Raw genomic sequence first — 21,218 nt, forward strand, 5'->3', positions numbered from 1 at the left:
CGACCGTGGTCAGAACAGGGTTAGTTCATCGCGTTCGATGCCGCGGAGCTTGTCGTAGTCGACGACCGCGCAGCGGATGCCGCGGTCCGTCGCGAGGACCCGCGCCTGCGGCTTGATCTCCTGCGCCGCGAAGACCCCGCTGACGGGGGCGAGCAGCGGATCCCGGTTGAGTAGCTCGAGGTAGCGGGTGAGCTGCTCGACGCCGTCGATCTCACCACGGCGCTTCACCTCGACCGCGACCGTGCCCTGTTCGGCGTCGCGGCACAGCAGGTCGACCGGGCCGATCGCGGTCATGTACTCCCGGCGGATCAGCGTGAAGCCCTCGCCCAGGGTCGCCGGGTTGGCCGCCAGCAGCTCCTGCAGGTGCGCTTCGACGCCGTCCTTGCGCAGCCCTGGGTCGACGCCGAGGTCGTACGACGTGTCCTGGAAGATCTCCTCCAGCGTGATCCGCAGCTCCTCGCCGGCCTTGTTGACCACCCGCCAGACACCCGGTGCCTCCTCCAGCCGGCACGGCGGGCTCATCCAGTTCAACGGCTTGTACGCCCGGTCGTCCGCATGGATCGACACCGACCCGTCCGCCTTCACCATCAGCAGCCGGGTGGCCGGCGGCAGGTGGGCCGAGAGCCGTCCGACATAGTCCACCGAGCACTTCGCAATCACCAACCGCACCCGACGAGGGTAGCGGAGGACCGGCCCCACGCCACCGAGCGCCACTGGCGTGCCGGTGCGATGCTGAGACGGTGCTCGAAGTGCTCACCGGTACCGGCCTCGCCGCCTCGGCGGGCCTGAACGCGTACATCCCCCTGCTCACCGTGGGGCTGCTCGCCCGCTACACCGACGTGATCGACCCGCCGGCGGGGTGGCAGTGGCTCGGCAACGGCTGGGTGCTGACCATCCTGGCCGTGCTGCTCGCGGTGGAGATGATGGCGGACAAGGTCCCGGTGGTCGACCACGTCAACGACGTCGTGCAGACCGTTGTCCGACCGACCGCGGGTGGCCTGGCGTTCGGGGCCGGCGCGACGTCCGAGACGGTCACGGTGAGCGACCCGGCGAGCTTCTTCGCCTCGAACCAGTGGGCCCCGGTGGTGACCGGTGTCCTGGTCGCGCTCGGCGTGCACTTGGTCAAGTCCGCCGTCCGGCCGATCGTCAACGGGACCACGGCCGGGGTCGGGGCGCCGGTGGTGAGTACCGCCGAGGACGTCACCAGTGTGGTGGTGTCGGTGGTCGCCATCCTTCTGCCGGTCCTCGTGCTGGCGTTCCTGCTCGGCCTGGTGTTCTTCCTCTTCTGGTTCGTGCGTCGCCGCGCCGACCGCCGTCGGCGACGCGAGGCGGCGCGCGCCGCCGGTTTCCGCGTCTGATCCGCCGTGGACCCCTGGCTGACACCCGCCCTCCGGGCGGGAGACGCCGCTGGCCGGCACCCGCGGGTGCCGGCCGGCGTGGCTCGGTGGGTCAGCTGTTCCAGTGCTCGGCGACCAGGTCAGCGGCCTGGGTTTCCCACTGGGCGTAGTGGAACGGGTACGCCGACACCTGCACCGTCTGCGCGGCCTCGGTCAGCGGCATGTCCTGCCAACCGTCGACCTGCTTCAAACCCTTCAGGAACGCGGTGGTCGAGTACTCCGGGTCGGTGATCTGCTCCACCGTGCCCCAACCCGAGGACGGGCGCTGCTGGAACAGGCCCTGCGAGTCGTGGTCGTTGCGCTCACCCAGGTGACCCAGGTTCTCCAGCTTCGACTCCTGCAGGCTGGTGGCGATCGCGACCACGGCAGCCCGCTCGTCCATACCCGCCTTCTTCGTCGCCGCGACGATCGCCTGCGCGTTGTCCACCTGCTCGCCGGACAGACCGATGCGCGACTGGGTGCCCTGAGTCCCGTGCGGGATCAGCGTGGCCATGTCGGGCTTGTCGGCCTGCTTGTCGGCCTGCACGGCCGCGGCGACCGGCGGGGCGTCGACCGCCGGCGTGTCGACCGCGGTGGTGGTGGAGTCGTGGTTCAGCGGACCGGCGGCGAGACCGCCGGCGATGGCCAGACCAGCAATACCGAGAGCGCTCTTGCGCAGCATCGAGTTCATCGGAAAGCTCCGTTCGGGGGTAGGCACCCGCGCCGACAACGGGGGAATAATCGGCGCACGGGTGCGTCGTTCGGGGCTCGCGGGGCGTTCGGAAACTCGTGGGCGGGGATCAGGCGGGGATCACACCGGATGCCCCGGATGTCCGGATCGGCGACTTGCGCGGGGCGCGGGGCCCTCACGGCGCCGGACCTTGTGTAACGACCGCCGGGCCGCCATCATTCCGGCGCGGAGGTCCGCATCCATCCCTGCTCGGGCGGCGGCCCTGCTCGATCGTCCAGGTGGTGTAACGCCCCCGCCCCGGTCGCGATTCCGGCGGCGGGATGCCGTCGGTCACATCCCGGGACCGGCCACCTTGATCGACATCGAATCCGGACATCCGGAGCGAGCCACGCGGACGGGCCGGGGGCAAGAGTTTCCTGCGCCCCGAAGCCGCTCCCGCAGTCCGCGCATCCGAACTGAGACGGGATGATGTCGAGTGCGCCGGTCCGGAGAAGGGCCACCGCGCAACCGACGACACTGGGATCATCTACCGGTGTCCGTGAAGAAGTCCCACATTCGGCTCGCCGCGACCGTCGCCGCCGTGGTCGGCGCGGTGGCCCTGCTGACCCTCCCGGTCGCCGTCCGCCAGCCCGACGTAGGAGAAAGCATCGTTTGGTTGCCCCCGGACCCACCGGCGGCCACGACGACGGGGAAGGCGGCGGCCGACGACCGGGACCGGGTCCCGGTCGGCACGCCCACGCCGACCGGGGCCGGAACGCCGTCCCCGGAGGCCCCCGCCCTGCCCGGTGCGACCCGGCCCGGGACGCAACCGCCGGTGGTCGACCACGGCCCACGGACCGGCAACAAGGTGGCCCTCACCTTCGACGCGGACATGACCGACGCCATGCGGTACCAGCTGCGCAGCGGTGCCGTGCGGTCGTACGCGAACCTCAGGATCATCGACCTGCTGGAACGGGAACGCGTGCCGGCCACCTTCTTCCTGACCGGCAAGTGGGTCGAGCAGTATCCGCAGGTCACCCGGCGGCTCGCCGCCAATCCACGGTTCGAGCTGGCCAACCACACCTACGGGCACCTGGCCTTCACACCGGACTGCTACGGCCTGCCGCGGTTGCCCCGGCAGCAGATGACCGCCGACGTGGACCGGACATTCGAGGTGGTGACGCCGTACGGCGGCCGGCAGACCCGGTACTTCCGCTTCCCCGGGCTCTGCCACGACCGCGCGGCGCTGGCGGCGCTGGCCCCGCTGGGTGTCACGGTGGTGGACGGTGACGTGGTGAGCGGTGACCCCTTCGCCACGTCGTGGCGGCCGATCGTCCGGGCGGTGCTGGACGGCGTACGCCCCGGCTCGGTGGTCGTCCTACACGTCACCGAGGCGAACGCGCCGATGACCGACGAGGCGCTGCCACACATCCTCGCCGGGCTGGCCGAACGGGGACTGGAGCCGGCGCCGCTGTCCGAGGTGCTCGGTCACATCGACCGGTGACGGGTCGATCGCGGTCGGCGGTGACACCTGGGAGCGGGGCACCGGTAGGACCGACGAAACGCCGAACGCGAACCGTCCAAACATCTAAAATAGGAAAAAGTAGGGAGGAGGTCGGCATGACCGCAGCGATGGAGATGCCCCGCGTCCAGGAATGCGTGGTCGCGGCGTGCGCATACAACCACACCGGCGACTGCCACGCCTTCGCCATCACGATCGGCAGCGTGGATCACGCCCACTGCTACACGTTCGTCGAGATGCCCACCGTCCGGGCCGGCGTCGACGGCCAGATCGCGCAGGTGGGCGCCTGCCAGCGGGCCGACTGCCGGCACAACGACCAACTGGAGTGTCAGGCGCCGGGCATCAGGGTCGGCCCGGACAACGACCTGGCCGACTGCATGACGTACGCCAGCCGCTGACCGCCGGGTGAGAAACCGGCACCGCGCCACGCGGGCCGACCAGGACCCGGTACGACGTCGGGCCACAGCCGAGGGTCCTTCCTCACCGCAGCCCGTTGGCTTCGCGGACCACCGTCACCAGTTCGTCGATGATGCCGGTGAGGGCGAAGTCCTTCGGCGTGAAGACCCGGGCCACCCCGGCCGCCCGGAGCGCGTCGGTGTCCACCGCCGGAATGATGCCACCGACCACCACCGGCAGGTCACCCCGGCCGGCGGCACGCAGACCGTCCAGCACCGCCGGCACGGCCGCCAGGTGTGAACCGGAGAGCACCGACAGGCCGACCAGGTCGACGTCCTCCTCGACGGCAGCGGCCACGATCTGCCCGGCGGTCAGGCGGATGCCCTGGTAGACGACCTCGAAGCCGGCGTCGCGGGCGCGGACCGCGATCTGCTCCGCACCGTTGGAGTGCCCGTCCAGACCGGGCTTGCCGACCAGCAACCGCAGCCGGCCACTGCCCAGTGCCCGCGCCGTGGCGGCCACCCGCTCCCGCACCGCTCCCAGGCCGGCGTCCCCGCCCGCGCCGGCCGCGCCGGACAGCCCGGTGGGCGCCCGGTACTCGCCGAAGAGCTGCCGCAACGCGCCCGCCCACTCACCCGTGGTCACCCCGGCGCGGACACACTCCAGCGTCGCCGGCATCAGGTTGGTCGTGGTCGCGGCGTCCGCTCGGAGCCGGGCCAGGGCGGCGCCCGCGGCCGCCTCGTCCCGACCGGCCCGCCAGTCACGTACGGCGGCGACGGCGGACGCCTCCACCGTCGGATCGACCTGTTCGATCGCCTCGGCGCCGGCCGCGGTCAGCGGGGACGGCTCGGTCTCGGTGAACCGGTTGACGCCGACCACCACGTCGGTGCCGGCCTCCATCCGACGCCGGCGGTCGGCGAGCGACGCGACCAGTGCGCTCTTGAGGTAGCCGGTCTCGACGGCGGCCACCACGCCGCCCATCTCCAGCACCTTGTCCAGCTCGACCCGGGCACCGGTGACGATGTCGTCGACCAACGCGGTCATCACGTGCGAGCCCGCGAAAAGGTCCGGGTAATCCAGCAGGTCCGACTCGCAGGCCAGCACCTGCTGCATCCGCAGCGACCACTGCTGGTCCCAGGGGCGGGGCAGGCCGAGCGCCTCGTTCCACGCGGGCAGCTGCACGGCACGGGCCCGGGCGTCCCGGGAGAGGGTGACGCCGAGCATCTCCAACACGATGCGCTGGATGTTGTTCTCCGGCTGCGCCTCGGTCAGGCCCAGCGAGTTGACCTGGACGCCGTACCGGAAGCGGCGCTGCTTCGGGTTCTCGACGCCGTACCGGTCCCGGGTGATCTCGTCCCAGAGCGCACCGAACGCGCGCATCTTGGCGATCTCCTCGACGAAGCGCACCCCGGCGTTGACGAAGAAGCTGATCCGCTGCACCACGTCGCCCATCCGCTCGGCGGGCACCTGGCCCGAGTCGCGGACCGCGTCGAGCACCGCCACGGCGGTGGACAGCGCGAAACCGACCTCCTGCACCGGGGTCGCCCCGGCCTCCTGGAGGTGGTAGGAGCAGATGTTGACCGGGTTCCACTTCGGCATCTCGCGCAGCGTGTACGCGATGACGTCGGCGGTCAGCCGCAGCGACGCCGCTGGCGGGAAGATGTACGTCCCCCGGGACAGGTACTCCTTGATGATGTCGTTCTGCGTGGTGCCGGCGCAGCGGGTCAGCTCGGCCCCCTGCTCGGCGGCGACCGTGCCGTAGAGGCCGAGCAGCCACATCGCCGGTGCGTTGATCGTCATGGAGGTGTTCATCTCGGCGAGCGGGATGCCCTCGAACAGGGCCCGCATGTCACCGAGGTGCGCCACCGGCACGCCGACCCGACCGACCTCACCGGCGGCCAGCTCGTGGTCGGGGTCGTACCCGGTCTGGGTGGGCAGGTCGAAGGCGACCGAGAGCCCGGTCTGCCCCTTCGCCAGGTTGCGGCGGAAGAGCGCGTTGGTCGCGGCGGCCGAGCTGTGCCCGGCGTAGGTGCGCATCACCCACGGGCGGTCCCGCTCGGGCAACCGACCTGGGAGAGCCTTCTCGTCCATGGCCGGAGTGTAAGTTACCGCTCAGTAAAACGGGTTGTGGAAAACCACACAGGCCCACGTCGCGGACGACGGGGTGCGAACCGCCCGCCGTGGGCGCAACGTCCACCACCCCCGGGCGGCGCCGGCTGGCGGCGAGGCCGCACACTTGACGGTATGGCTGACGAGCTCGCGATCTCCGTTCGGGGGCTGCGCAAGACGTACGGGACGACCGTCGCGGTGGCAGGGGTGGACCTCGACGTCCACCGGGGCGAGGTGTTCGCCCTGCTCGGTCCCAACGGCGCCGGCAAGACCACCACGGTGGAGATCCTCGAGGGGTACCGGAAACGGGACGCCGGCGAGGTCTCGGTGCTCGGCAGCGACCCCGGAAACGCCGCCGCCCACTGGCGCTCCCGGCTCGGGATCGTGCTCCAGGGCACCGGCGAGTTCGACGAGCTGACCGTCGCCGAGTTGGTACGCCACTTCGCCGGGTTCTACGCCGACGCCGACGACCCGGACAAGGTGATCGCCCGGGTGGGGCTGACCGGAAAGGCCACCGCCCGTACCCACACCCTCTCCGGCGGCCAGAAGCGCCGACTGGATGTCGCCCTCGGCATCATCGGTCGCCCTGAGCTGCTCTTCCTGGACGAGCCGACCACCGGCTTCGACCCCGAGGCCCGGCGCGAGTTCTGGGAGCTGATCCGGGACCTGGCGGCAGCCGGCACGACGATCGTGCTCACCACGCACTACCTCGACGAGGCCGAAGCCCTCGCCGACCGGGTCGGGGTGATCGCCGGCGGGCGGCTGATCGAGGTGGCCGCGCCGGACCGGTTGGGCAACCGGCAGGAGGCGCTGGCGACGGTCTCCTGGCGTACGCCGGACGGGGTCGCGCAGAGCACGGAGAGCGCGACGCCGACGGCGCTGGTGGCGGAGCTGGCCGCACGTTTCGGCGGCGAGGTGCCCGGCCTGACGGTGACCCGGCCGACCCTGGAGGACGTCTACCTGAGGATGATCGGACACTGATGACCGCCACGCTGAAGCCGGCCACGCAGGCCGCCACGACGCCGCCGCGCCGGCCCGGCGCCCTCGCCCTCGGGCTACGGCAGGGACGACTGGAGATCACCCAGTTCCTGCGCAGCCGGGAGTCCGTCGTCTTCACGCTGGGTTTCCCGGTAATCATGATCCTGATCTTCGCGTCCATCTTCGACGGCGAGATCGCGCCGGGTGTCAGTTTCCCGCAGTACTTCGTCACCGGCATGATCGCCACCGGCCTGATGACGGTGAGCTTCCAGAACCTGGGCATCTGGATCCCGATCGAGCGCGACCGGGGGGTGCTGAAGCGCTACCGGGGCACACCGATGCCGAAGTGGGTCTACTTCGCCGGCAAAGTGATCATGGTGGTGGTCATCGGCGTCGCCGAGACCGCGCTGCTGCTCGCCGTGTCGGCCGCGTTGTTCGACCTGGAACTGCCCGGCACCGCGACGAAATGGCTGACCTTGGGCTGGGTCTCGGCGCTCGGCGTCACCGCCTGCACGCTGTGCGGCATCGCGATCTCGTCGCTCGCCCGGACCGCACGCAGCGGCTCGGCGGTGGTCACCCCGGTCGCCCTGGTGCTCCAGTTCATCTCCGGGGTGTTCTTCGTCTTCACCCAACTGCCGAGCTGGATGCAGCAGGTGGCGGCCCTCTTCCCGCTCAAGTGGATGTGCCAGGGGCTGCGCTCGGTGTTCCTGCCGGACGCCTTCGGCGCGCAGGAACCGGGCGGTTCCTTCGAGCTGGGCCGCGTCGCCCTGGTGCTCGGTGCCTGGTGCGTGATCGGCCTGCTGCTCTGCCTCGCCACCTTCCGCTGGACCCCCCGCCGCGAGGGCTGAGGTGGGAAGGGTCCCTTGTTGTGACGGCGACCGTCAACAAGGGACCCTTCGACGTCGACGTGGTCGACCCCAGGAGATCCGGCGGGCTCCCCACCTCTCAGTAGGAGTAGAAGCCCTTGCCGGTCTTGCGGCCCAGGTCGCCAGCGGTGGCCATCCGCTGGAGCAGCTCCGGCGGGAAGAACTTGTCGTCGGCGGTGTCGGTGTAGATGTTCTTCGCGGCGTGCAGCAACACGTCCACGCCGGTCAGGTCGGTGGTCGCCAGCGGACCCATGGCGTGACCGAAGCCGAGCCGGCAGGCCGTGTCCAGGTCCTCCGCGGAGACCACGCCGGACTCGACCAGCTTGACCGCCTCCACCACCAGCGCGGCGATGAGTCGGGTGGTGACGAAGCCGGCGATGTCGCGGTTGACCACCACCACGGTCTTGCCGATCTCCTCGGCGAACGACTTCGCGGTCGCCAGGGTCTCGTCGCTGGTCTTGTAGCCGCGAACCAGCTCACAGAGTTTCATCATCGGCACCGGCGAGAAGAAGTGGGTGCCGACGACCGCCTCCGGGCGGTCGGTGACCGCGGCGATCTGGGTGACCGGGATCGCCGAGGTGTTGGTGGCGAGCACCGCGTCCGCCTTGCAGATCTTGTCCAGCGCGCGGAAGACCTCGTGTTTGATCTCCAGGCGTTCGAAGACCGCCTCGACCACGATGTCCGCTTCGGCCGCCGCCTCCAGATCGGTGGTCGGGGTGATCCGGCCCAACGCCGCCTCGACCTCGGACGCCGGGATCCTCCCCTTCTCGGCGAACTTCTCCAGCGACTTCCGAATACCGTCCACTCCGCGCTTCGTGGCCGCGTCGTCCAGGTCCCGTAGCGTCACCTGCCAGCCCGTCTGCGCCGCCACCTGGGCGATCCCCGCGCCCATCAGCCCGGCCCCGACGACCGCGAGTCGACCCGCCATCTGCTCACTCCCTCACCTGATTGGGTGTCTGCCTGCACCCTAGTCGGCGGGGCTGAACGGATGCTAAGGGCGGTGCCCGGTTACCGGCCGACCCACCGCGCCCAGCCGGACACCACGCCCAGCCGACACCCCCGACTGACCGCCGCGACGGGCGGGTGCCGCCACGCCGGGTCCTGGCGGTGGCTCGTCAGATGGCGAGGTCCGGCTCGTCGGGTGCGATACCCCGCTCGATCGCAACGCCGAGCGCCCGCAGGTCCGCCACGAAGTCGGGGTAACCCCGGTCCACGTGGTGCACGTGGGAGACCTCGGTGATCCCGTCGGCGCAGAGTCCGGCGATGATGAGACCCGCCCCCGCCCGGATGTCGGTCGCGCGCACCGGCGCACCGGAGAGCCACTCCCGACCCCGGACCACGGCGTGATGCCCGTCGGTCTTGATGTCCGCACCCAGCCGAATCATCTCGTTGGCGAACATGAACCGGCCGTCGAAAATGTTCTCGGTGATCAGCGAGGCTCCGTCGCTGACCGCGGCCAGCCCGATCGCCATCGGCAGCAGATCGGTGGCGAAACCCGGGTACGGCAACGTGACGACGTCGACGGCGCGTGGGCGATCCGCCATCCGGATCCGGAACGCGTCCTGCCGCGTCTCTACCAGCCCGCCCGCGGCGACCAGCTTGTCCAGGGCGACCTCCAGGTAGGCCGGGGGAACCCCGGTCACGGTGACATCCCCGCGGGTCATCGCCCCGCCGAAGGCCCAGGTCCCGGCGACGATCCGGTCGCCCACCGTGGCGTGCCGCACCGGTCGCAGCCCCGGTACGCCGACGATGGTCAGGGTCGACGTGCCCGCACCGTCGATCGACGCGCCCATCTGGTTGAGCATCATGCAGATGTCGACGATCTCAGGCTCCCGGGCGGCGTTGTCGATGATCGTGGTCCCCTCGGCCAGCACCGCCGCCATCACCAGGTTCTCCGTGGCCCCCACGCTGGGGAAGTCCAGCACGATCTCGGCGCCGCGCAGCCCGTGCGGGGCCGAGGCGATCACGAACCCGTGCTCGCCGGAGATGTCGGCGCCCATCCGGGTCAGTCCGGAGATGTGCATGTCCAGCCCGCGCGAGCCGATCGCGTCACCGCCCGGATGCGCCACGCGAACGTGCCCGCGACGGGCGAGCAGCGGCCCGAGCACGCAGATCGACGCGCGGAGCCGACGGACGAGGTCGTAGTCTGCCTCCGCACCGGGCGCTTCGGGCACGTCGATGGTGACCGACCGGGACCGGGCCATCCCGTCGCGGGCCACCATCGGGTCCACCGGATCGTCCGCGTCGAACCGGACGTCGCAGCCCAGCCGGCGCAGCACCTCCCCCATGATTGCGATGTCGGTGATCCGCGGGACGTTGGTGATCACGCTGCGCCCCGACGTCAGCAGGGCGGCGGCCATGAGCTTCAGGGCCGAGTTCTTCGCGCCGACCACGTGCACGGTGCCGGCGAGCCGGGCACCACCGCGGACCCGGATGACGTCCACGTCGTTGATCCCCGCGTCGCCGGGTCCCACGCCGACCGGCCAGCCGGGCTCCGATCGGGCCGGCAGGGTCGGATCGGGTATCCGTAGGCTGTGCGTCATGGCCGTCCACCTCACGCGCATCTACACCAAGGCCGGCGACGCCGGCAAGACCAGGTTGAGCAACAACGAGCAGGTGCCGAAGACCGACCCTCGGATCGTTGCGTACGCGGACGTCGACGAGTGCAACGCCGCGATCGGCGTCGCGCTCGCTCTCGGGCAGCTCGACGACGAGCTGCGGACCATCGTCGGATCGGTCCAGAACGACCTGTTCGACGTGGGCGCCGACCTGGCAACCCCGGTCGAGCCGGACCCGAAGTACCCGCCGCTGCGGGTCACCGAGAAGTACGTCGAGCGTCTCGAGGGGTGGTGCGACGAGTACAACGCACGGCTGAGCACGCTCGACTCCTTCATCCTCCCCGGTGGCACCGCTGGCGCGGCACTGCTGCACGTGGCGCGGACGATCGCCCGGCGCGCCGAGCGCTCGGCCTGGGCATTGGTCGCACACGACCCCGACCGGACCGACTCTCTCCCGGCAAAGTATCTCAACCGACTCTCCGATCTGCTCTTTATCCTGGCAAGAGCGGCAAATCCGGCCGGAGATGTGCTATGGGTGCCCGGCGGTAAGCGCTGACCACGCGGCCGGCCCCGTCGGCGTGCTGCACCACGTCGAGGTCTGGATTCCCGATCTGACCACGGCCATCCCTAGCTGGGGCCGGCTTCTCGAGTTCGGAAGGCCCCACCGCCGCACCGGGGCCGGGACGGATCAGGCTGCCGGCCAGTCCTGGGAGGCCAGACGCGGCGAGGCCGCCCCCGGAGGGGCGGCCTCGAGCCAGGAGAGGAACCCGGTGACGGTGGAACGCGCCATGGCGATCTCGACCGGGGCGTGGTGACTGGTACAGCGGAGAACGACCCAGTCGACGGGCATGGCGAGACGCTCCTGCCCCTCGGGCAGCCGGCGGCGTTCCACCGCCAGGGACTTCCGGGAAAGGACACGCCTGGGCCGGAGGGCGAAGCTGAACATCCGGTACCACCGGAGCTCGTCGCCGACGAACCGACCGAAGCCGGGAGCCCAGCCTCGGCCGTCGAGCATGGTGGAGGTTCGGACGCTGAGCCGGATGATGCCTCCGCTGCGGGCCACCAGCGCCCGCCGGACGAAGAGAAACAGGAGCGCGCCGAGAACAACCGCGACGCCGATCCCGATTCCCTCGACGATCTCCATCTCGGGCGTCGGTTCAGCGACCCGGCGCCGCGGAGCCCGAGGTGGCGCTCTCGGCCAACACGGTGACGCCCTCGGCGGTCACCGACAGGAAGCCGCCGGCGACCTCGTAGGACACCTGCTCGCCGCCCGGCAGCTTGATCCGGACCTGGCCGGGCTCGGCGAGCTGCCCGAGCAGCGGCGCATGCCCGGGCAGCACACCCAGCTCACCCTCGGTCGTCCGAGCGACGACCATCTCGGCCTCGCCCGACCAGACCTTCTCCTCGACGGCTACGAGCTCGACGTGAAGCTGCTGTGCCACGCTGTCTCCTTGCTGCGGCGGCGGATTGCCGAAAGTCTAGTCGCGCCAACGACCCACCCGTAACGCGGGTGGCGAGACCTGCCTCACTGGGATCCGGCTCCGCTCGCCTTGTTCTGAAATTGCGGGTGTTCCAGCAGGAACACGTCGAGCTGCTCGTTCTTCAAGGCGGTGAAGAAATCCGCGACAGCCGGCTCGAAGCGCTCGCCCCGGTAGTTCCCGTTCTCCACGATGCCACCACCCGGTAGCTTGATCATCTGGATGTTCGCCGGACGAAGATTCTTCAACGCGACGCCGAAGTCGACCACGCTGTGCCCACGGCCGTTGAAAATCAGGGACTGCCCGGCCGCGCGGAGCACCCGGTCGAGCTTGACCGGGTTGGTGACCACGTCGGCGCTGAACGCCTGATCCACCATGGCCTTGACGAACTGCTGCTGGTGGCGCTGGCGGCCGTAGTCGCCGTCCGGCACGCCGTTCTTCGGGTAGCGCTGCCGGACGTAGTCCAACGCCTGCCACCCCTCGAGGTGCTGCTCGCCCGGCTCGTAGACGGCCTGTTCGCCCAGGTAACCCCCGCCGCCGCGCCTCAGCTCGCGGTGCGTGCCGTCCGGCCGGCGGTGCTCCGAGCGCACCTCGCGCTCGATGTCCATCGTGACACCGCCCATCGCGTCCACGATCCGGATGAAGCCACTGAAGTTGATGATCGCGCCCGCGTCGAACCGCTCGATCCCGGTCACCTGCTGCACCGTCTGCGCGAGCAGTTGGAAACCCTGCGCCGCGTCCGGGTTCTGCCCATCCTTACGGCTGCCGTACGACATCGCCGCGTTCAACTTGTCCTTGCCGCCGCGGTAGCCGGCCTGTTCGAACGCCGGAATGTCGATGTAGAGGTCGCGCGGCAGCGAGAAGAGGTATGCTCGGTCCAGGCTGGCGGGCACGTGCAGCACCATGATCGAGTCGGCCAACGGGGGTGTCTCCGGCTTCCGGGGATCGATACCGGTCAGCAGGATGTTCAGCGGCCCCTTGATGTCGCTCTTACGCCCGTTCGCACCGGCCGCTTGGTCGCCGAAGAGGTCCGCCTTGCCCACCGCGCCCTCGTAGCGGGCCATCAGCACCTCAGTGCCCACCAGCACGGTCCCGCTGAGGAACATCAGGACCGCACCGAAGACGGTGCACACCCGGGCCCACCGCGGAACACCCGACCACATGGACGGCTTCCTACCGCCCTTGCCGGCCTTGACCACGATTCATCTCCGTTCGTCACGCCCACGGTCAGGAGCTGGGCGCGAGCAGCCGATGGTTGCACGTTTTCCACGCCCAGACACGGGGGCGCGCGCGTGAACGGTACCTCACGCGCGCGGTGAACGCCGACCGCGAGAGACCGGCTGCGGCGGTGAGAGGGCAGAAAATGATCGAAAGGCCGTCCCAGTCGACCGGGACGGCCTTTCGATCACGGCCGGGCGCTGCCCGACATCGGTCAGGGCTCAGCCCTGCGCCATCAGCTCCTTCGCCTTGCGCTCCAGGTCCTCCAGCCCGCCGCACATGAAGAACGCCTGCTCGGGGAAGTGGTCGTACTCGCCCTCGGCGATCTTCTTGAACGCCTCGATGGTTTCCTTGATCGAGACCGTCGAGCCCGGCACGCCGGTGAACTGCTCGGCGGCGTAGGTGTTCTGCGACAGGAAGCGCTCGATCCGCCGGGCCCGGCCGACGGTGAGCTTGTCCTCCTCGGAAAGCTCCTCGATACCCAGGATGGCGATGATGTCCTGCAGGTCCTTGTAGCGCTGCAGGATCCGCTTCACCTCGGTGGCCACCGCGAAGTGCTCCTGGCCGACGAACTCCGGGGCGAGGATCCGGGACGAGGACGCCAGCGGGTCCACCGCCGGGTAGATGCCCTTGTCGGAGATCGACCGCTCCAGGTTGGTGGTCGCGTCCAGGTGGGCGAACGTGGTGGCCGGCGCCGGGTCGGTGTAGTCGTCGGCGGGCACGTAGATCGCCTGCATCGAGGTGATCGCCTGACCCCGGACGGAGGTGATCCGCTCCTGGAGCTCGCCCATCTCGTCGGCCAGGGTCGGCTGGTAACCCACCGCGCTCGGCATGCGGCCGAGCAGGGTGGACACCTCGGAACCCGCCTGGGTGAAGCGGAAGATGTTGTCGATGAAGAGCAGCACCTCCTGCTTCTGCACGTCGCGGAAGTACTCCGCCATGGTCAGCGCGGAGAGGGCGACCCGCAGCCGGGTGCCCGGCGGCTCGTCCATCTGGCCGTAGACCAGCGCGGTCTTGTCGATGACACCGGACTCGGTCATCTCGGCGATCAGGTCGTTGCCCTCGCGGGTGCGCTCACCCACGCCAGCGAAGACCGAGGTACCACCGAAGTTGCGGGCCACACGGGTGATCATCTCCTGGATGAGCACCGTCTTGCCCACACCGGCCCCGCCGAACAGACCGATCTTGCCGCCCTTCACGTACGGGGCGAGCAGGTCGATGACCTTGATGCCGGTCTCCAGCATCTCGGTCTTCGGCTCTAGATCCGCGAAGGCCGGTGCCTTGCGGTGGATCTGCCAGTGGTCGTCGGGGTTGAGCGTCTCGCCCTCGGTGAGGTTGAGGCACTCGCCGATCGCGTTGAACACGTGGCCCTTGACCGCGTCGCCCACCGGCACCGTGATCGGCGAACCGGTGTCGCGTACCTCGGCGCCCCGGACCAGACCGTCGGTCGGCTGCATCGAGATGGCGCGGACCACGTTGTCGCCCAGGTGCTGAGCGACCTCGAGGGTCAGCGTCTTCTCGCCACCGGAGAGGGTCACGTCGACGTGCAGGGCGTTGAACAGGTCCGGCATGGCGTCGCGCGGGAACTCGGCGTCGACGACCGGACCGATGACCCGGACCACGCGACCGATGGCCGTCTTGGTCTCAGCTGGTCCACCAGCAGTTGCGGAAACAGTCATCACACTTCACTTCCCGACGCGGCCAGCGCGTTCGCGCCGCCGACGATCTCACTGATCTCCTGGGTGATCCCGGCCTGGCGGGCCGAGTTCATCTCGCGCGTGTACTTCTCGATCATCTCTTCGGCGTTGTCGGTGGCGCTCTTCATCGCCCGCCGCCGGGCCGCCGACTCACTCGCCGCCGACTCGATCAACGCCGCGTAGATCCGCGTGTTGATGTACTTCGGCAGCAGCGCGTCGAGCAGTGCCTCCGCCCCCGGCTCGAACTCGTATGCCGGGAGCACGCCCTCGGACCGTGGGCGGTCCTCCACCTGCATCGGACCGATGATCTTCGCGACGGGTGTCTGGGTCATCAGGGACTTGAACTCGGTGTACACGATGTGCAGCTCGTCGATGCCGAGGACACCGTCCGGGCCCGGCCCGCCGTCGACGTCGTCCGCGCCGGCCGAGAACGCCGCGATCAGCGTCTGGCCCACCGCGCGGGCGTCGGCGAAGGTCGGCTGCTCCGAGAAGCCGGTCCAGTTCGCCTCGATCGGCCGGTTCCGGAACCGGTAGAACTGCACGCCCTTGCGGCCGATGACGTAGAGCACGGGCTCCTTGCCGTCAGCGCGCAGCCGGGCGATCAGTGACTCCGCGGTCCGGATCGCATTCGAGCTGTACCCGCCCGCCAGCCCCCGGTCGCTGGTGACCAGGAGGACACCGGCCCGCCGGACCCGCTCACGCGGGGTGAGCAGCGGGTGGTCGATCCGCGCGTTGGACGCCAGCGCCGTGAGTACCCCGGTGATGGCCTGGGCGTACGGCAGGGACGCCTCCACCCGGGCCTGGGCCTTGGCGATCCGGCTCGTCGCGACGAGCTCCATCGCCTTGGTGATCTTCTTCATCGACTTCGCCGCGCGGATCCGTTGGCGAAGTACGCGTACCTGGGCGGCCATGGGTCAGCTCTCGGCCGGACGGTCGGTGGTGCCGTCGCGGAACCGGGTCACCGTCTCGCGGCCCTCCTCACCCGCCAGCGGCTGGGCCGGGGCCTCGTTGATCCGCTGCTCGTCCTCCTTGCCGAGGAAGAGCTGCTTGAAGTCGGTGATCGCCGAGTCGAGCGAACCGATGATCTCGTCGTCCCACTTACCGTCGGCGATGCCCGCGAGAACGCCCTCGTGCTTGTGCCGCAGGTACTGGAGGAACTCGGACTCGAACCGCCGGATCTCGCCGACCGGGATGTCGTCCAGCTTGCCCTCGGTGCCGGCCCAGACCGAGACGACCTGCTCCTGCACCGGGTACGGCGAGTAGTTCGGCTGCTTGAGCAGCTCGACCAGCCGGGAACCGCGCTCCAGCTGGGCCCGGGATGCCTTGTCCAGGTCGGAGGCGAAGGCGGCGAACGCCTCCAGCTCGCGGTACTGGGCCAGGTTCAGCCGCAGCGAGCCGGCCACCTTCTTCATCGGCTTCACCTGGGCGGCGCCACCGACCCGGGAAACCGACGTGCCGACGTTGATGGCTGGCCGCACGCCCTGGTTGAACAGGTCGGTCTCCAGGAAGATCTGGCCGTCGGTGATGGAGATGACGTTGGTCGGGATGAACGCCGAGATGTCGTTCGCCTTGGTCTCGATGATCGGCAGTCCGGTCATCGAGCCGCCGCCCATCTCGTCCGACAGCTTCGCGCAGCGCTCCAGCAGCCGGGAGTGCAGGTAGAAGACGTCACCCGGGTACGCCTCACGGCCGGGCGGACGGCGCAGCAGCAGCGACACGGCGCGGTACGCCTCGGCCTGCTTGCTCAGGTCGTCGAAGACGATCAGGACGTGCTTACCGCCGTACATCCAGTGCTGGCCGATGGACGAGCCGGTGTACGGAGCGAGGTACTTGAAGCCGGCCGGGTCGGAGGCCGGCGAGGCGACGATGGTGGTGTACTCCATCGCGCCCGCCTCCTCCAGGACACCCTTGAGCGAGGCGATCGTGGAGGCCTTCTGGCCGACGGCGACGTAGATGCAGCGGACCTGCTTCTTCGGGTCGCCGGAGCGCCAGTTGTCGCGCTGGTTGAGGATGGTGTCCAGGGCGACCGTGGTCTTGCCGGTCTTCCGGTCACCGATGATCAGCTGCCGCTGACCCCGGCCGATCGGGGTCATCGCGTCCACGGCCTTGATGCCGGTCTGCATCGGCTCGGAGACGGACTGCCGGGCCATCACGTTGGGGGCCTGGAGCTCCAGCTCGCGGAAGCCCTCGTTGGCGATCTCGCCGAGGCCGTCGATCGGCTGGCCGAGCGCGTTGACCACACGGCCGAGGAAGGCGTCGCCGACCGGCACGGAGAGCACCCGGCCGGTGCGCTTGACGCGCTGTCCCTCCTCGATCCCGGCGAAGTCGCCGAGGACGACGACACCGATCTCCCGGACGTCGAGGTTCAGCGCCACGCCGAGCGTGCCGTCCTCGAACTCCAGGAGCTCGTTGGTCATGGTCGAGGGCAGACCCTCGACGTGGGCGATGCCGTCCCCGGCGTCAGCGACGGTGCCGACCTCCTCGCGGGACACGTCGGCGCTGTAGGAGGAGACGTAGCGCTCCAGGGCGCCGCGGATCTCCTCCGTCGAGATGGTCAGCTCGGCCATCCTCTGCTTCCTTAAGTATCAGGGCCCGGGATACCTAGTACCGACCGGTCCGATGGCGTCGAATCAGGGCTGCGGAAGCGCTGGTCAGCTCTTCGCGAGCGCGTTGCGGGTCTCGTTGAGCCGGCGCAGCACGGTGCCGTCGTACAGGTCGGAGCCGACCCGCACGCTCACTCCACCGAGCACCTCCGGCTTCACCGTCTGCTTGACGGAAACCTCACGACCGTACATCTCCGAGAGGCGGGCACCGAGGCGTCGCTCCTCCTCGTCACCCAGCGGGGCCGCCACGGTCACGTACGCGACCTGCCGGTCCTGCCGGTCAGCGGCCAGCTCGACCAGTCGGGTGAGCGCCCCGGTGAAGGAGCGTCCCCCGAACCCGCCGAGCGCCGCCTCGACGAGGCGGACGGTGACCGGTCGGGCCCTGCCGGCCAACAGCTCACGGGCCAGCTCGGCCCGCCGGGCGACCGGGGCGACCGGGTCGGAGAGCGCGTTGGACAGCGCCGACTGACCCGCGACGACCTGCCCGAAGCGGAACAGCTCGTCCTCGACCTCGCCCAGGTCCCCCGCCTTGTCGGCGGCGGCGAGCAGCGCCTCCACGCCGAGCCGTTCGGCGCCGTCGAGGAGTTCCGACGGGGCCGACCAGCGGCCGGCGGCCAGGGTGGTGAGCAGGTCGAGCGCGTCGGCGCCGACCTTGCCACCGAGGATCCCGGCGAGCAGACCGCTCCGGTCCCCGCCGGAGCGGGCCGGGTCGGAGAGCGCCCGGCGCAGCCGCGGCTCCCGCCGCAACAGGTCGGCGACGGAGAGGAGGTCGTCGGCGGTGGCGGCCACCGCCGACGGCTCCGCGCCGCGGACGTACGCGTCGAGGCGGTCGGCCGCGATCCTGTACGACTCCCGGCTGGCGGCCTGCATCAGCGGGCCCCCGCGCTCTCGAGACCGCTGAGGAACCGGTCGACGGTCCCCTTGCGACGCGCCTCGTCGGCGAGTGACTCACCGACGATCTTGCTGGCCAGGTCCACCGCCAGGGTGCCGACCTCGGTGCGCAGCTCGCGCACGATGGTGGCCCGCTCGGCGACGAGCTGCTCCTTGCCGGCGGCGATGATCCGGTCGGACTCCTCCCGCGCCTTGGCGAGGATGTCCTGGCGGATGCCCTCCGCGTCGGCCCGGGCGTCGTCGCGGATCCGCGCCGCCTCGGTACGCACCTCGGCCAGCTGGGCCCGGTACTGCTCGAGCAGCTGGTTGGCCTCGGCCTGAGCGGCCTCGGCTCGTTTGAGGCCACCCTCGATCGCGTCGACCCGCGCCTGGTACATCGCCTCCATCCGCGGCATGACGAACTTCAGCAGCACGAAGACGAGCAGGGCGAAGGCGATCGACCCGACGACGATTTCCTGCCAGATCGGCAGGATCGGGTTGTGCGTGCCTTCGGCGGCGAGATACATGTCGGACCTCCGGGTCGGGGAAGAGCGCTCGTCAGCTAATCGCGAAGGCGAGCACCAGGCCGAACAGGGCGAGCGCCTCGACCAGGGCGAAGCCAAGGACCAGCCAGGTGCGGTTGTAGCCGGCGGACTCCGGCTGACGGGCGCTGGCCTGGATGTAGGCCGAGAAGACCAAGGCGACACCGATGCCGGGGCCGATGGCGGCGAGGCCGTAGCCGATGGTGTTGAGGTTGCCTCCGACGGCGGCAAGAACGTCCATTGCGGGTATTCCTCCTAGCTCACACGTGAGGTCTCACGTGTACGGGGTTGGTACCAGAAAGCTTGGTCGGGCCGGGCGGCCCGCCGAGCCGGATCTCAGTGCTCCTCAGCCAGCGAGGTGCCGACGTAGTTGGCGGTCAGGGTGACGAAGACGTATGCCTGCAGCGCGGCCACCAGCAACTCGAAGAAGGCCATCACGATCGCCATCGCGAAGGAGAAGACCGAGGTCACTTGGACGAAGGGGTTGTCCGTGGCCAGCAACACGAAGCCACCGACGGTGAAGACCAGCAGGAGCAGGTGCCCGGCGAACATGTTGGCGAAAAGCCGGAGGGCCAGGGTAACCGGCCGGACGATGAAGTTCTGCAGGAACTCGATCGGGACCAGCAGGAAGTGCATCGGCCACGGTACGCCCGGCAGGATCAGGCTCATCTTGAAGTATTTTGCGAGACCGTGCTTGCGGATCCCGACGGTGAGGTAGAGCACGTAGGAGATTGCCGAGAGCACGATCGGGAAGGCGATGTGCGAGTTCGGCGAGATCTGCAGCCCGGGCACGATGCTGAAGATGTTGGTCACCAGGATGAAGCTGAACAGCACCGTGAAGTAGGGGGCGAACCTGATCCCGGCATTGCCCATCTGCTCCCGGGCGATGTTGTCCCGGACCAGGCCGTAGACCGACTCGGCCAGCCACTGACCCTTGCTGGGGACCAGCTTCGGGTTCCGGTAGGCGGCCATGTAGAAGATGATCACCAGCCCGACGGCCAGCCAGACCATGAGGGTGAACTTCGTGACCCACGGGCCGGCCACGTCCGGCGGGTAGAAGTCTCCGACGCCGGGGGGCCAGGGAAGTTCCTGGGCGACGACCAGCCGTCCGCTCACCGTGTCATCCTCCGCACTCGACAGACCCGCGTGTGCCGGCACTCAGGCACCGAGCCTTTTCATGATCAGGTAGATCGCTGCGGCTGCGCCGAGCATCATGCCGACCGCGATCCCCACGCCGGTCGGCACGCCGAGGAAGCCCTCCGCCAACCAGCCGAGGAATCCCCACACCAGGATGCCGGCGAGCAGGTAGCCCAGTACGGCGCCCGCCACGCCCTCCGACGAGTGCGCGTCGGACGGTTCGCGGTCTGGGTTGTCGGCCATGACCACGCGAACAATATCAGCAGGAACATGCGCGAGTGTGCGGCACCCCCCACACTGCGGGCGGCGTGCGGGCGACTGCTGGCGCGTCAATCCGGGCCAGACTACTCCTGTCCGACCCACCTGACAGGACATCGAAATGTCAGGAGAACGTCAGCCGTCCGGTCGGTGACACCCCGGGGTCGGCCACCGCCACCTCAATCCCGCGACGACGGATCGACCGTGGGTGACGGAGACCGTAGGGCCCAGGCCAGGTGGGCACCCGTCCAGACAACCACGGCGGCGATGATGGCCACCCCCATATCCGGTAGCCCGGCCCAGCCGGTCGCGGCGACCGCCGCCATCACGACGCCGAGCACCACGATCTTCGTGGCGTAGGTGACCAGGCCGACCGACATGATCAACTGCGGGCTGACCGCGTCCGCCCAGGCCACCGAGAGACCGGAGACCAGATAGCTCGCGACCACGAGGGCGATCCCGGCGGCCACCGCGACGGCTCCGGTGGCACCCCGGACGACCGCGGCGACCGGGACGGCGACGACCGCGAACAGGGCGCACGCCGTCAGGGGCAGCCGGAGGTACGGCAGCCGGGCCCGAATCGCGCCCGGCTCGCCGGCCCGTGGCGCGCTCACCGGGGAACCGCCGGGAACGCCCCGACCAGCCCGGTCACCGCGGCCGCCGCCCGGCGCAGTCCGTCCGCGCCGCCAGTGGTTGCCGGGCCGATGGGCGCCGGCCGGGCAGGGAGATCGGCCACCTGCGACACCTCCGGCCCGCCCACGCCGGGAAAGGTGCCGCCCGGCGCGCCGACTCGACTGCCGGGCGCCACCCCCGGCTGCCGCGCGCCGGGCGGGACGGCGTTCTTGTTCAACGGGATACCGATCCCCGGATCGGCACCCCGCGACTGGTCGTCCGGCCCCGCGAAGGTCGGCGTCGTCTCGGTGTCCACGGCGCCCGAGTC

The 21,218-nt window shown here is 70.0% G+C and carries 24 protein-coding genes; 6 read left to right on the forward strand and 18 right to left on the reverse strand.

Going from position 1 to position 21,218, the window contains the following annotated elements; translation table 11 throughout:
• Positions 1 to 9 precede the first annotated feature (9 nt).
• Entirely contained in the window at positions 10 to 669 is a 660-nt protein-coding gene (nucS, locus tag QTQ03_RS13305) for an endonuclease NucS (protein WP_289278298.1), read from the reverse strand.
• 71 nt (positions 670 to 740) lie between these two features.
• On the opposite strand from nucS, the gene QTQ03_RS13310 reads away from it, so the two are divergent.
• Positions 741 to 1,358, forward strand: coding sequence for a DUF4126 domain-containing protein (locus QTQ03_RS13310; protein ID WP_289278299.1), 618 nt, complete (start codon positions 741 to 743; stop codon positions 1,356 to 1,358).
• Positions 1,359 to 1,449: 91 nt separating this feature from the next.
• Here the strand turns inward: QTQ03_RS13310 and QTQ03_RS13315 are convergent, their stop codons facing one another.
• On the reverse strand, positions 1,450 to 2,067 hold the full coding sequence (locus QTQ03_RS13315; RefSeq protein ID WP_289278300.1) for a hypothetical protein: 618 nt from the start codon (positions 2,065 to 2,067) through the stop codon (positions 1,450 to 1,452).
• 532 nt (positions 2,068 to 2,599) lie between these two features.
• On the opposite strand from QTQ03_RS13315, the gene QTQ03_RS13320 reads away from it, so the two are divergent.
• Positions 2,600 to 3,550 (forward strand): polysaccharide deacetylase family protein, encoded by a 951-nt coding sequence (locus tag QTQ03_RS13320; RefSeq protein WP_289278301.1) that lies wholly within the window; start codon positions 2,600 to 2,602, stop codon positions 3,548 to 3,550.
• 116 nt (positions 3,551 to 3,666) lie between these two features.
• Positions 3,667 to 3,966, forward strand: coding sequence for a DUF1540 domain-containing protein (locus QTQ03_RS13325; RefSeq protein WP_289278302.1), 300 nt, complete (start codon positions 3,667 to 3,669; stop codon positions 3,964 to 3,966).
• Positions 3,967 to 4,048: 82 nt separating this feature from the next.
• On the opposite strand, the gene QTQ03_RS13330 is transcribed toward QTQ03_RS13325, so the two are convergent.
• The gene (locus tag QTQ03_RS13330) at positions 4,049 to 6,055 is read right to left on the reverse strand and encodes an ethylmalonyl-CoA mutase (protein WP_289278303.1); all 2,007 of its coding nucleotides are present in this window, start codon (positions 6,053 to 6,055) and stop codon (positions 4,049 to 4,051) included.
• A gap of 153 nt (positions 6,056 to 6,208) precedes the next feature.
• Here QTQ03_RS13330 and QTQ03_RS13335 point away from each other — a divergent pair, with 153 nt between their 5' ends.
• Positions 6,209 to 7,054 (forward strand): ABC transporter ATP-binding protein, encoded by an 846-nt coding sequence (locus QTQ03_RS13335; protein ID WP_289278304.1) that lies wholly within the window; start codon positions 6,209 to 6,211, stop codon positions 7,052 to 7,054.
• Positions 7,054 to 7,899, forward strand: coding sequence for an ABC transporter permease (locus QTQ03_RS13340; RefSeq protein ID WP_289278305.1), 846 nt, complete (start codon positions 7,054 to 7,056; stop codon positions 7,897 to 7,899). The genes QTQ03_RS13335 and QTQ03_RS13340 overlap by 1 nt, the downstream gene beginning before the upstream one ends.
• 97 nt (positions 7,900 to 7,996) lie before the next feature.
• Here QTQ03_RS13340 and QTQ03_RS13345 read toward each other — a convergent pair whose 3' ends face one another.
• Both QTQ03_RS13345 and murA read right to left on the reverse strand, forming a co-directional pair.
• Positions 7,997 to 8,845 (reverse strand): 3-hydroxyacyl-CoA dehydrogenase family protein, encoded by an 849-nt coding sequence (locus QTQ03_RS13345; RefSeq protein WP_289278306.1) that lies wholly within the window; start codon positions 8,843 to 8,845, stop codon positions 7,997 to 7,999.
• Between the two features lie 187 nt (positions 8,846 to 9,032).
• On the reverse strand, positions 9,033 to 10,460 hold the full coding sequence (murA, locus tag QTQ03_RS13350; protein WP_289278307.1) for a UDP-N-acetylglucosamine 1-carboxyvinyltransferase: 1,428 nt from the start codon (positions 10,458 to 10,460) through the stop codon (positions 9,033 to 9,035).
• Here murA and QTQ03_RS13355 point away from each other — a divergent pair.
• Positions 10,459 to 11,031 (forward strand): cob(I)yrinic acid a,c-diamide adenosyltransferase, encoded by a 573-nt coding sequence (locus QTQ03_RS13355; RefSeq protein WP_289278308.1) that lies wholly within the window; start codon positions 10,459 to 10,461, stop codon positions 11,029 to 11,031. The genes murA and QTQ03_RS13355 overlap by 2 nt on opposite strands.
• Positions 11,032 to 11,163: 132 nt before the next feature.
• Here the strand turns inward: QTQ03_RS13355 and QTQ03_RS13360 are convergent, their stop codons facing one another.
• The 13 genes from QTQ03_RS13360 to QTQ03_RS13420 form a co-directional block, all read right to left on the reverse strand.
• Complete coding sequence (locus QTQ03_RS13360; RefSeq protein ID WP_289278309.1) at positions 11,164 to 11,619, reverse strand: DUF2550 domain-containing protein; 456 nt, start codon at positions 11,617 to 11,619, stop codon at positions 11,164 to 11,166.
• Positions 11,620 to 11,632: 13 nt separating this feature from the next.
• The gene (locus QTQ03_RS13365; RefSeq protein ID WP_289278310.1) at positions 11,633 to 11,917 is read right to left on the reverse strand and encodes a F0F1 ATP synthase subunit epsilon; all 285 of its coding nucleotides are present in this window, start codon (positions 11,915 to 11,917) and stop codon (positions 11,633 to 11,635) included.
• A gap of 83 nt (positions 11,918 to 12,000) precedes the next feature.
• Complete coding sequence (locus tag QTQ03_RS13370) at positions 12,001 to 13,116, reverse strand: LCP family protein (protein ID WP_289280807.1); 1,116 nt, start codon at positions 13,114 to 13,116, stop codon at positions 12,001 to 12,003.
• Positions 13,117 to 13,392: 276 nt separating this feature from the next.
• Entirely contained in the window at positions 13,393 to 14,850 is a 1,458-nt protein-coding gene (atpD, locus tag QTQ03_RS13375; RefSeq protein WP_289278311.1) for a F0F1 ATP synthase subunit beta, read from the reverse strand.
• Entirely contained in the window at positions 14,850 to 15,779 is a 930-nt protein-coding gene (locus QTQ03_RS13380; RefSeq protein ID WP_289278312.1) for a F0F1 ATP synthase subunit gamma, read from the reverse strand. Before QTQ03_RS13380 ends, atpD begins: the two co-directional genes overlap by 1 nt.
• A gap of 3 nt (positions 15,780 to 15,782) precedes the next feature.
• Positions 15,783 to 17,435 (reverse strand): F0F1 ATP synthase subunit alpha, encoded by a 1,653-nt coding sequence (gene atpA, locus QTQ03_RS13385; RefSeq protein WP_289278313.1) that lies wholly within the window; start codon positions 17,433 to 17,435, stop codon positions 15,783 to 15,785.
• Between the two features lie 84 nt (positions 17,436 to 17,519).
• Positions 17,520 to 18,341, reverse strand: coding sequence for a F0F1 ATP synthase subunit delta (locus QTQ03_RS13390; protein ID WP_289278314.1), 822 nt, complete (start codon positions 18,339 to 18,341; stop codon positions 17,520 to 17,522).
• Entirely contained in the window at positions 18,341 to 18,868 is a 528-nt protein-coding gene (locus QTQ03_RS13395; protein WP_289278315.1) for a F0F1 ATP synthase subunit B, read from the reverse strand. The genes QTQ03_RS13390 and QTQ03_RS13395 overlap by 1 nt, the downstream gene beginning before the upstream one ends.
• Positions 18,869 to 18,899: 31 nt before the next feature.
• Positions 18,900 to 19,124: an ATP synthase F0 subunit C gene (gene atpE, locus QTQ03_RS13400; protein WP_289278316.1), complete on the reverse strand. Its 225-nt coding sequence runs from the start codon at positions 19,122 to 19,124 to the stop codon at positions 18,900 to 18,902.
• 95 nt (positions 19,125 to 19,219) lie between these two features.
• Positions 19,220 to 20,041 (reverse strand): F0F1 ATP synthase subunit A, encoded by an 822-nt coding sequence (gene atpB, locus QTQ03_RS13405; RefSeq protein ID WP_289278317.1) that lies wholly within the window; start codon positions 20,039 to 20,041, stop codon positions 19,220 to 19,222.
• Complete coding sequence (locus tag QTQ03_RS13410; RefSeq protein WP_018222848.1) at positions 20,042 to 20,263, reverse strand: MATE family efflux transporter; 222 nt, start codon at positions 20,261 to 20,263, stop codon at positions 20,042 to 20,044.
• Positions 20,264 to 20,457: 194 nt separating this feature from the next.
• On the reverse strand, positions 20,458 to 20,892 hold the full coding sequence (locus tag QTQ03_RS13415; RefSeq protein WP_289278318.1) for a Cg1360 family ATP-synthase-associated protein: 435 nt from the start codon (positions 20,890 to 20,892) through the stop codon (positions 20,458 to 20,460).
• The gene (locus QTQ03_RS13420) at positions 20,889 to 21,206 is read right to left on the reverse strand and encodes a hypothetical protein (protein ID WP_289278319.1); all 318 of its coding nucleotides are present in this window, start codon (positions 21,204 to 21,206) and stop codon (positions 20,889 to 20,891) included. Before QTQ03_RS13420 ends, QTQ03_RS13415 begins: the two co-directional genes overlap by 4 nt.
• Positions 21,207 to 21,218: the final 12 nt, after the last annotated feature.

The sequence above is a fragment of the Micromonospora sp. WMMA1363 genome, assembly GCF_030345795.1.
Classification (GTDB): Bacteria; Actinomycetota; Actinomycetes; order Mycobacteriales; family Micromonosporaceae; genus Micromonospora.

Excerpts from the sequence above, each read along its gene's own strand:
- QTQ03_RS13315 (WP_289278300.1), bottom strand. The coding sequence starts at position 2,067 with ATGAACTCGATGCTGCGCAAGAGCGCTCTCGGTATTGCTGGTCTGGCC.
- QTQ03_RS13325 (WP_289278302.1), top strand. The coding sequence starts at position 3,667 with ATGACCGCAGCGATGGAGATGCCCCGCGTCCAGGAATGCGTGGTCGCG.
- QTQ03_RS13330 (WP_289278303.1), bottom strand. The coding sequence starts at position 6,055 with ATGGACGAGAAGGCTCTCCCAGGTCGGTTGCCCGAGCGGGACCGCCCG.
- QTQ03_RS13335 (WP_289278304.1), top strand. The coding sequence starts at position 6,209 with ATGGCTGACGAGCTCGCGATCTCCGTTCGGGGGCTGCGCAAGACGTAC.
- QTQ03_RS13340 (WP_289278305.1), top strand. The coding sequence starts at position 7,054 with ATGACCGCCACGCTGAAGCCGGCCACGCAGGCCGCCACGACGCCGCCG.
- QTQ03_RS13345 (WP_289278306.1), bottom strand. The coding sequence starts at position 8,845 with ATGGCGGGTCGACTCGCGGTCGTCGGGGCCGGGCTGATGGGCGCGGGG.
- QTQ03_RS13355 (WP_289278308.1), top strand. The coding sequence starts at position 10,459 with ATGGCCGTCCACCTCACGCGCATCTACACCAAGGCCGGCGACGCCGGC.
- murA (WP_289278307.1), bottom strand. The coding sequence starts at position 10,460 with ATGACGCACAGCCTACGGATACCCGATCCGACCCTGCCGGCCCGATCG.
- QTQ03_RS13360 (WP_289278309.1), bottom strand. The coding sequence starts at position 11,619 with ATGGAGATCGTCGAGGGAATCGGGATCGGCGTCGCGGTTGTTCTCGGC.
- QTQ03_RS13370 (WP_289280807.1), bottom strand. The coding sequence starts at position 13,116 with ATGTGGTCGGGTGTTCCGCGGTGGGCCCGGGTGTGCACCGTCTTCGGT.
- atpD (WP_289278311.1), bottom strand. The coding sequence starts at position 14,850 with ATGACTGTTTCCGCAACTGCTGGTGGACCAGCTGAGACCAAGACGGCC.
- QTQ03_RS13380 (WP_289278312.1), bottom strand. The coding sequence starts at position 15,779 with ATGGCCGCCCAGGTACGCGTACTTCGCCAACGGATCCGCGCGGCGAAG.
- atpA (WP_289278313.1), bottom strand. The coding sequence starts at position 17,435 with ATGGCCGAGCTGACCATCTCGACGGAGGAGATCCGCGGCGCCCTGGAG.
- QTQ03_RS13390 (WP_289278314.1), bottom strand. The coding sequence starts at position 18,341 with ATGCAGGCCGCCAGCCGGGAGTCGTACAGGATCGCGGCCGACCGCCTC.
- QTQ03_RS13395 (WP_289278315.1), bottom strand. The coding sequence starts at position 18,868 with ATGTATCTCGCCGCCGAAGGCACGCACAACCCGATCCTGCCGATCTGG.
- atpE (WP_289278316.1), bottom strand. The coding sequence starts at position 19,124 with ATGGACGTTCTTGCCGCCGTCGGAGGCAACCTCAACACCATCGGCTAC.
- QTQ03_RS13410 (WP_018222848.1), bottom strand. The coding sequence starts at position 20,263 with ATGGCCGACAACCCAGACCGCGAACCGTCCGACGCGCACTCGTCGGAG.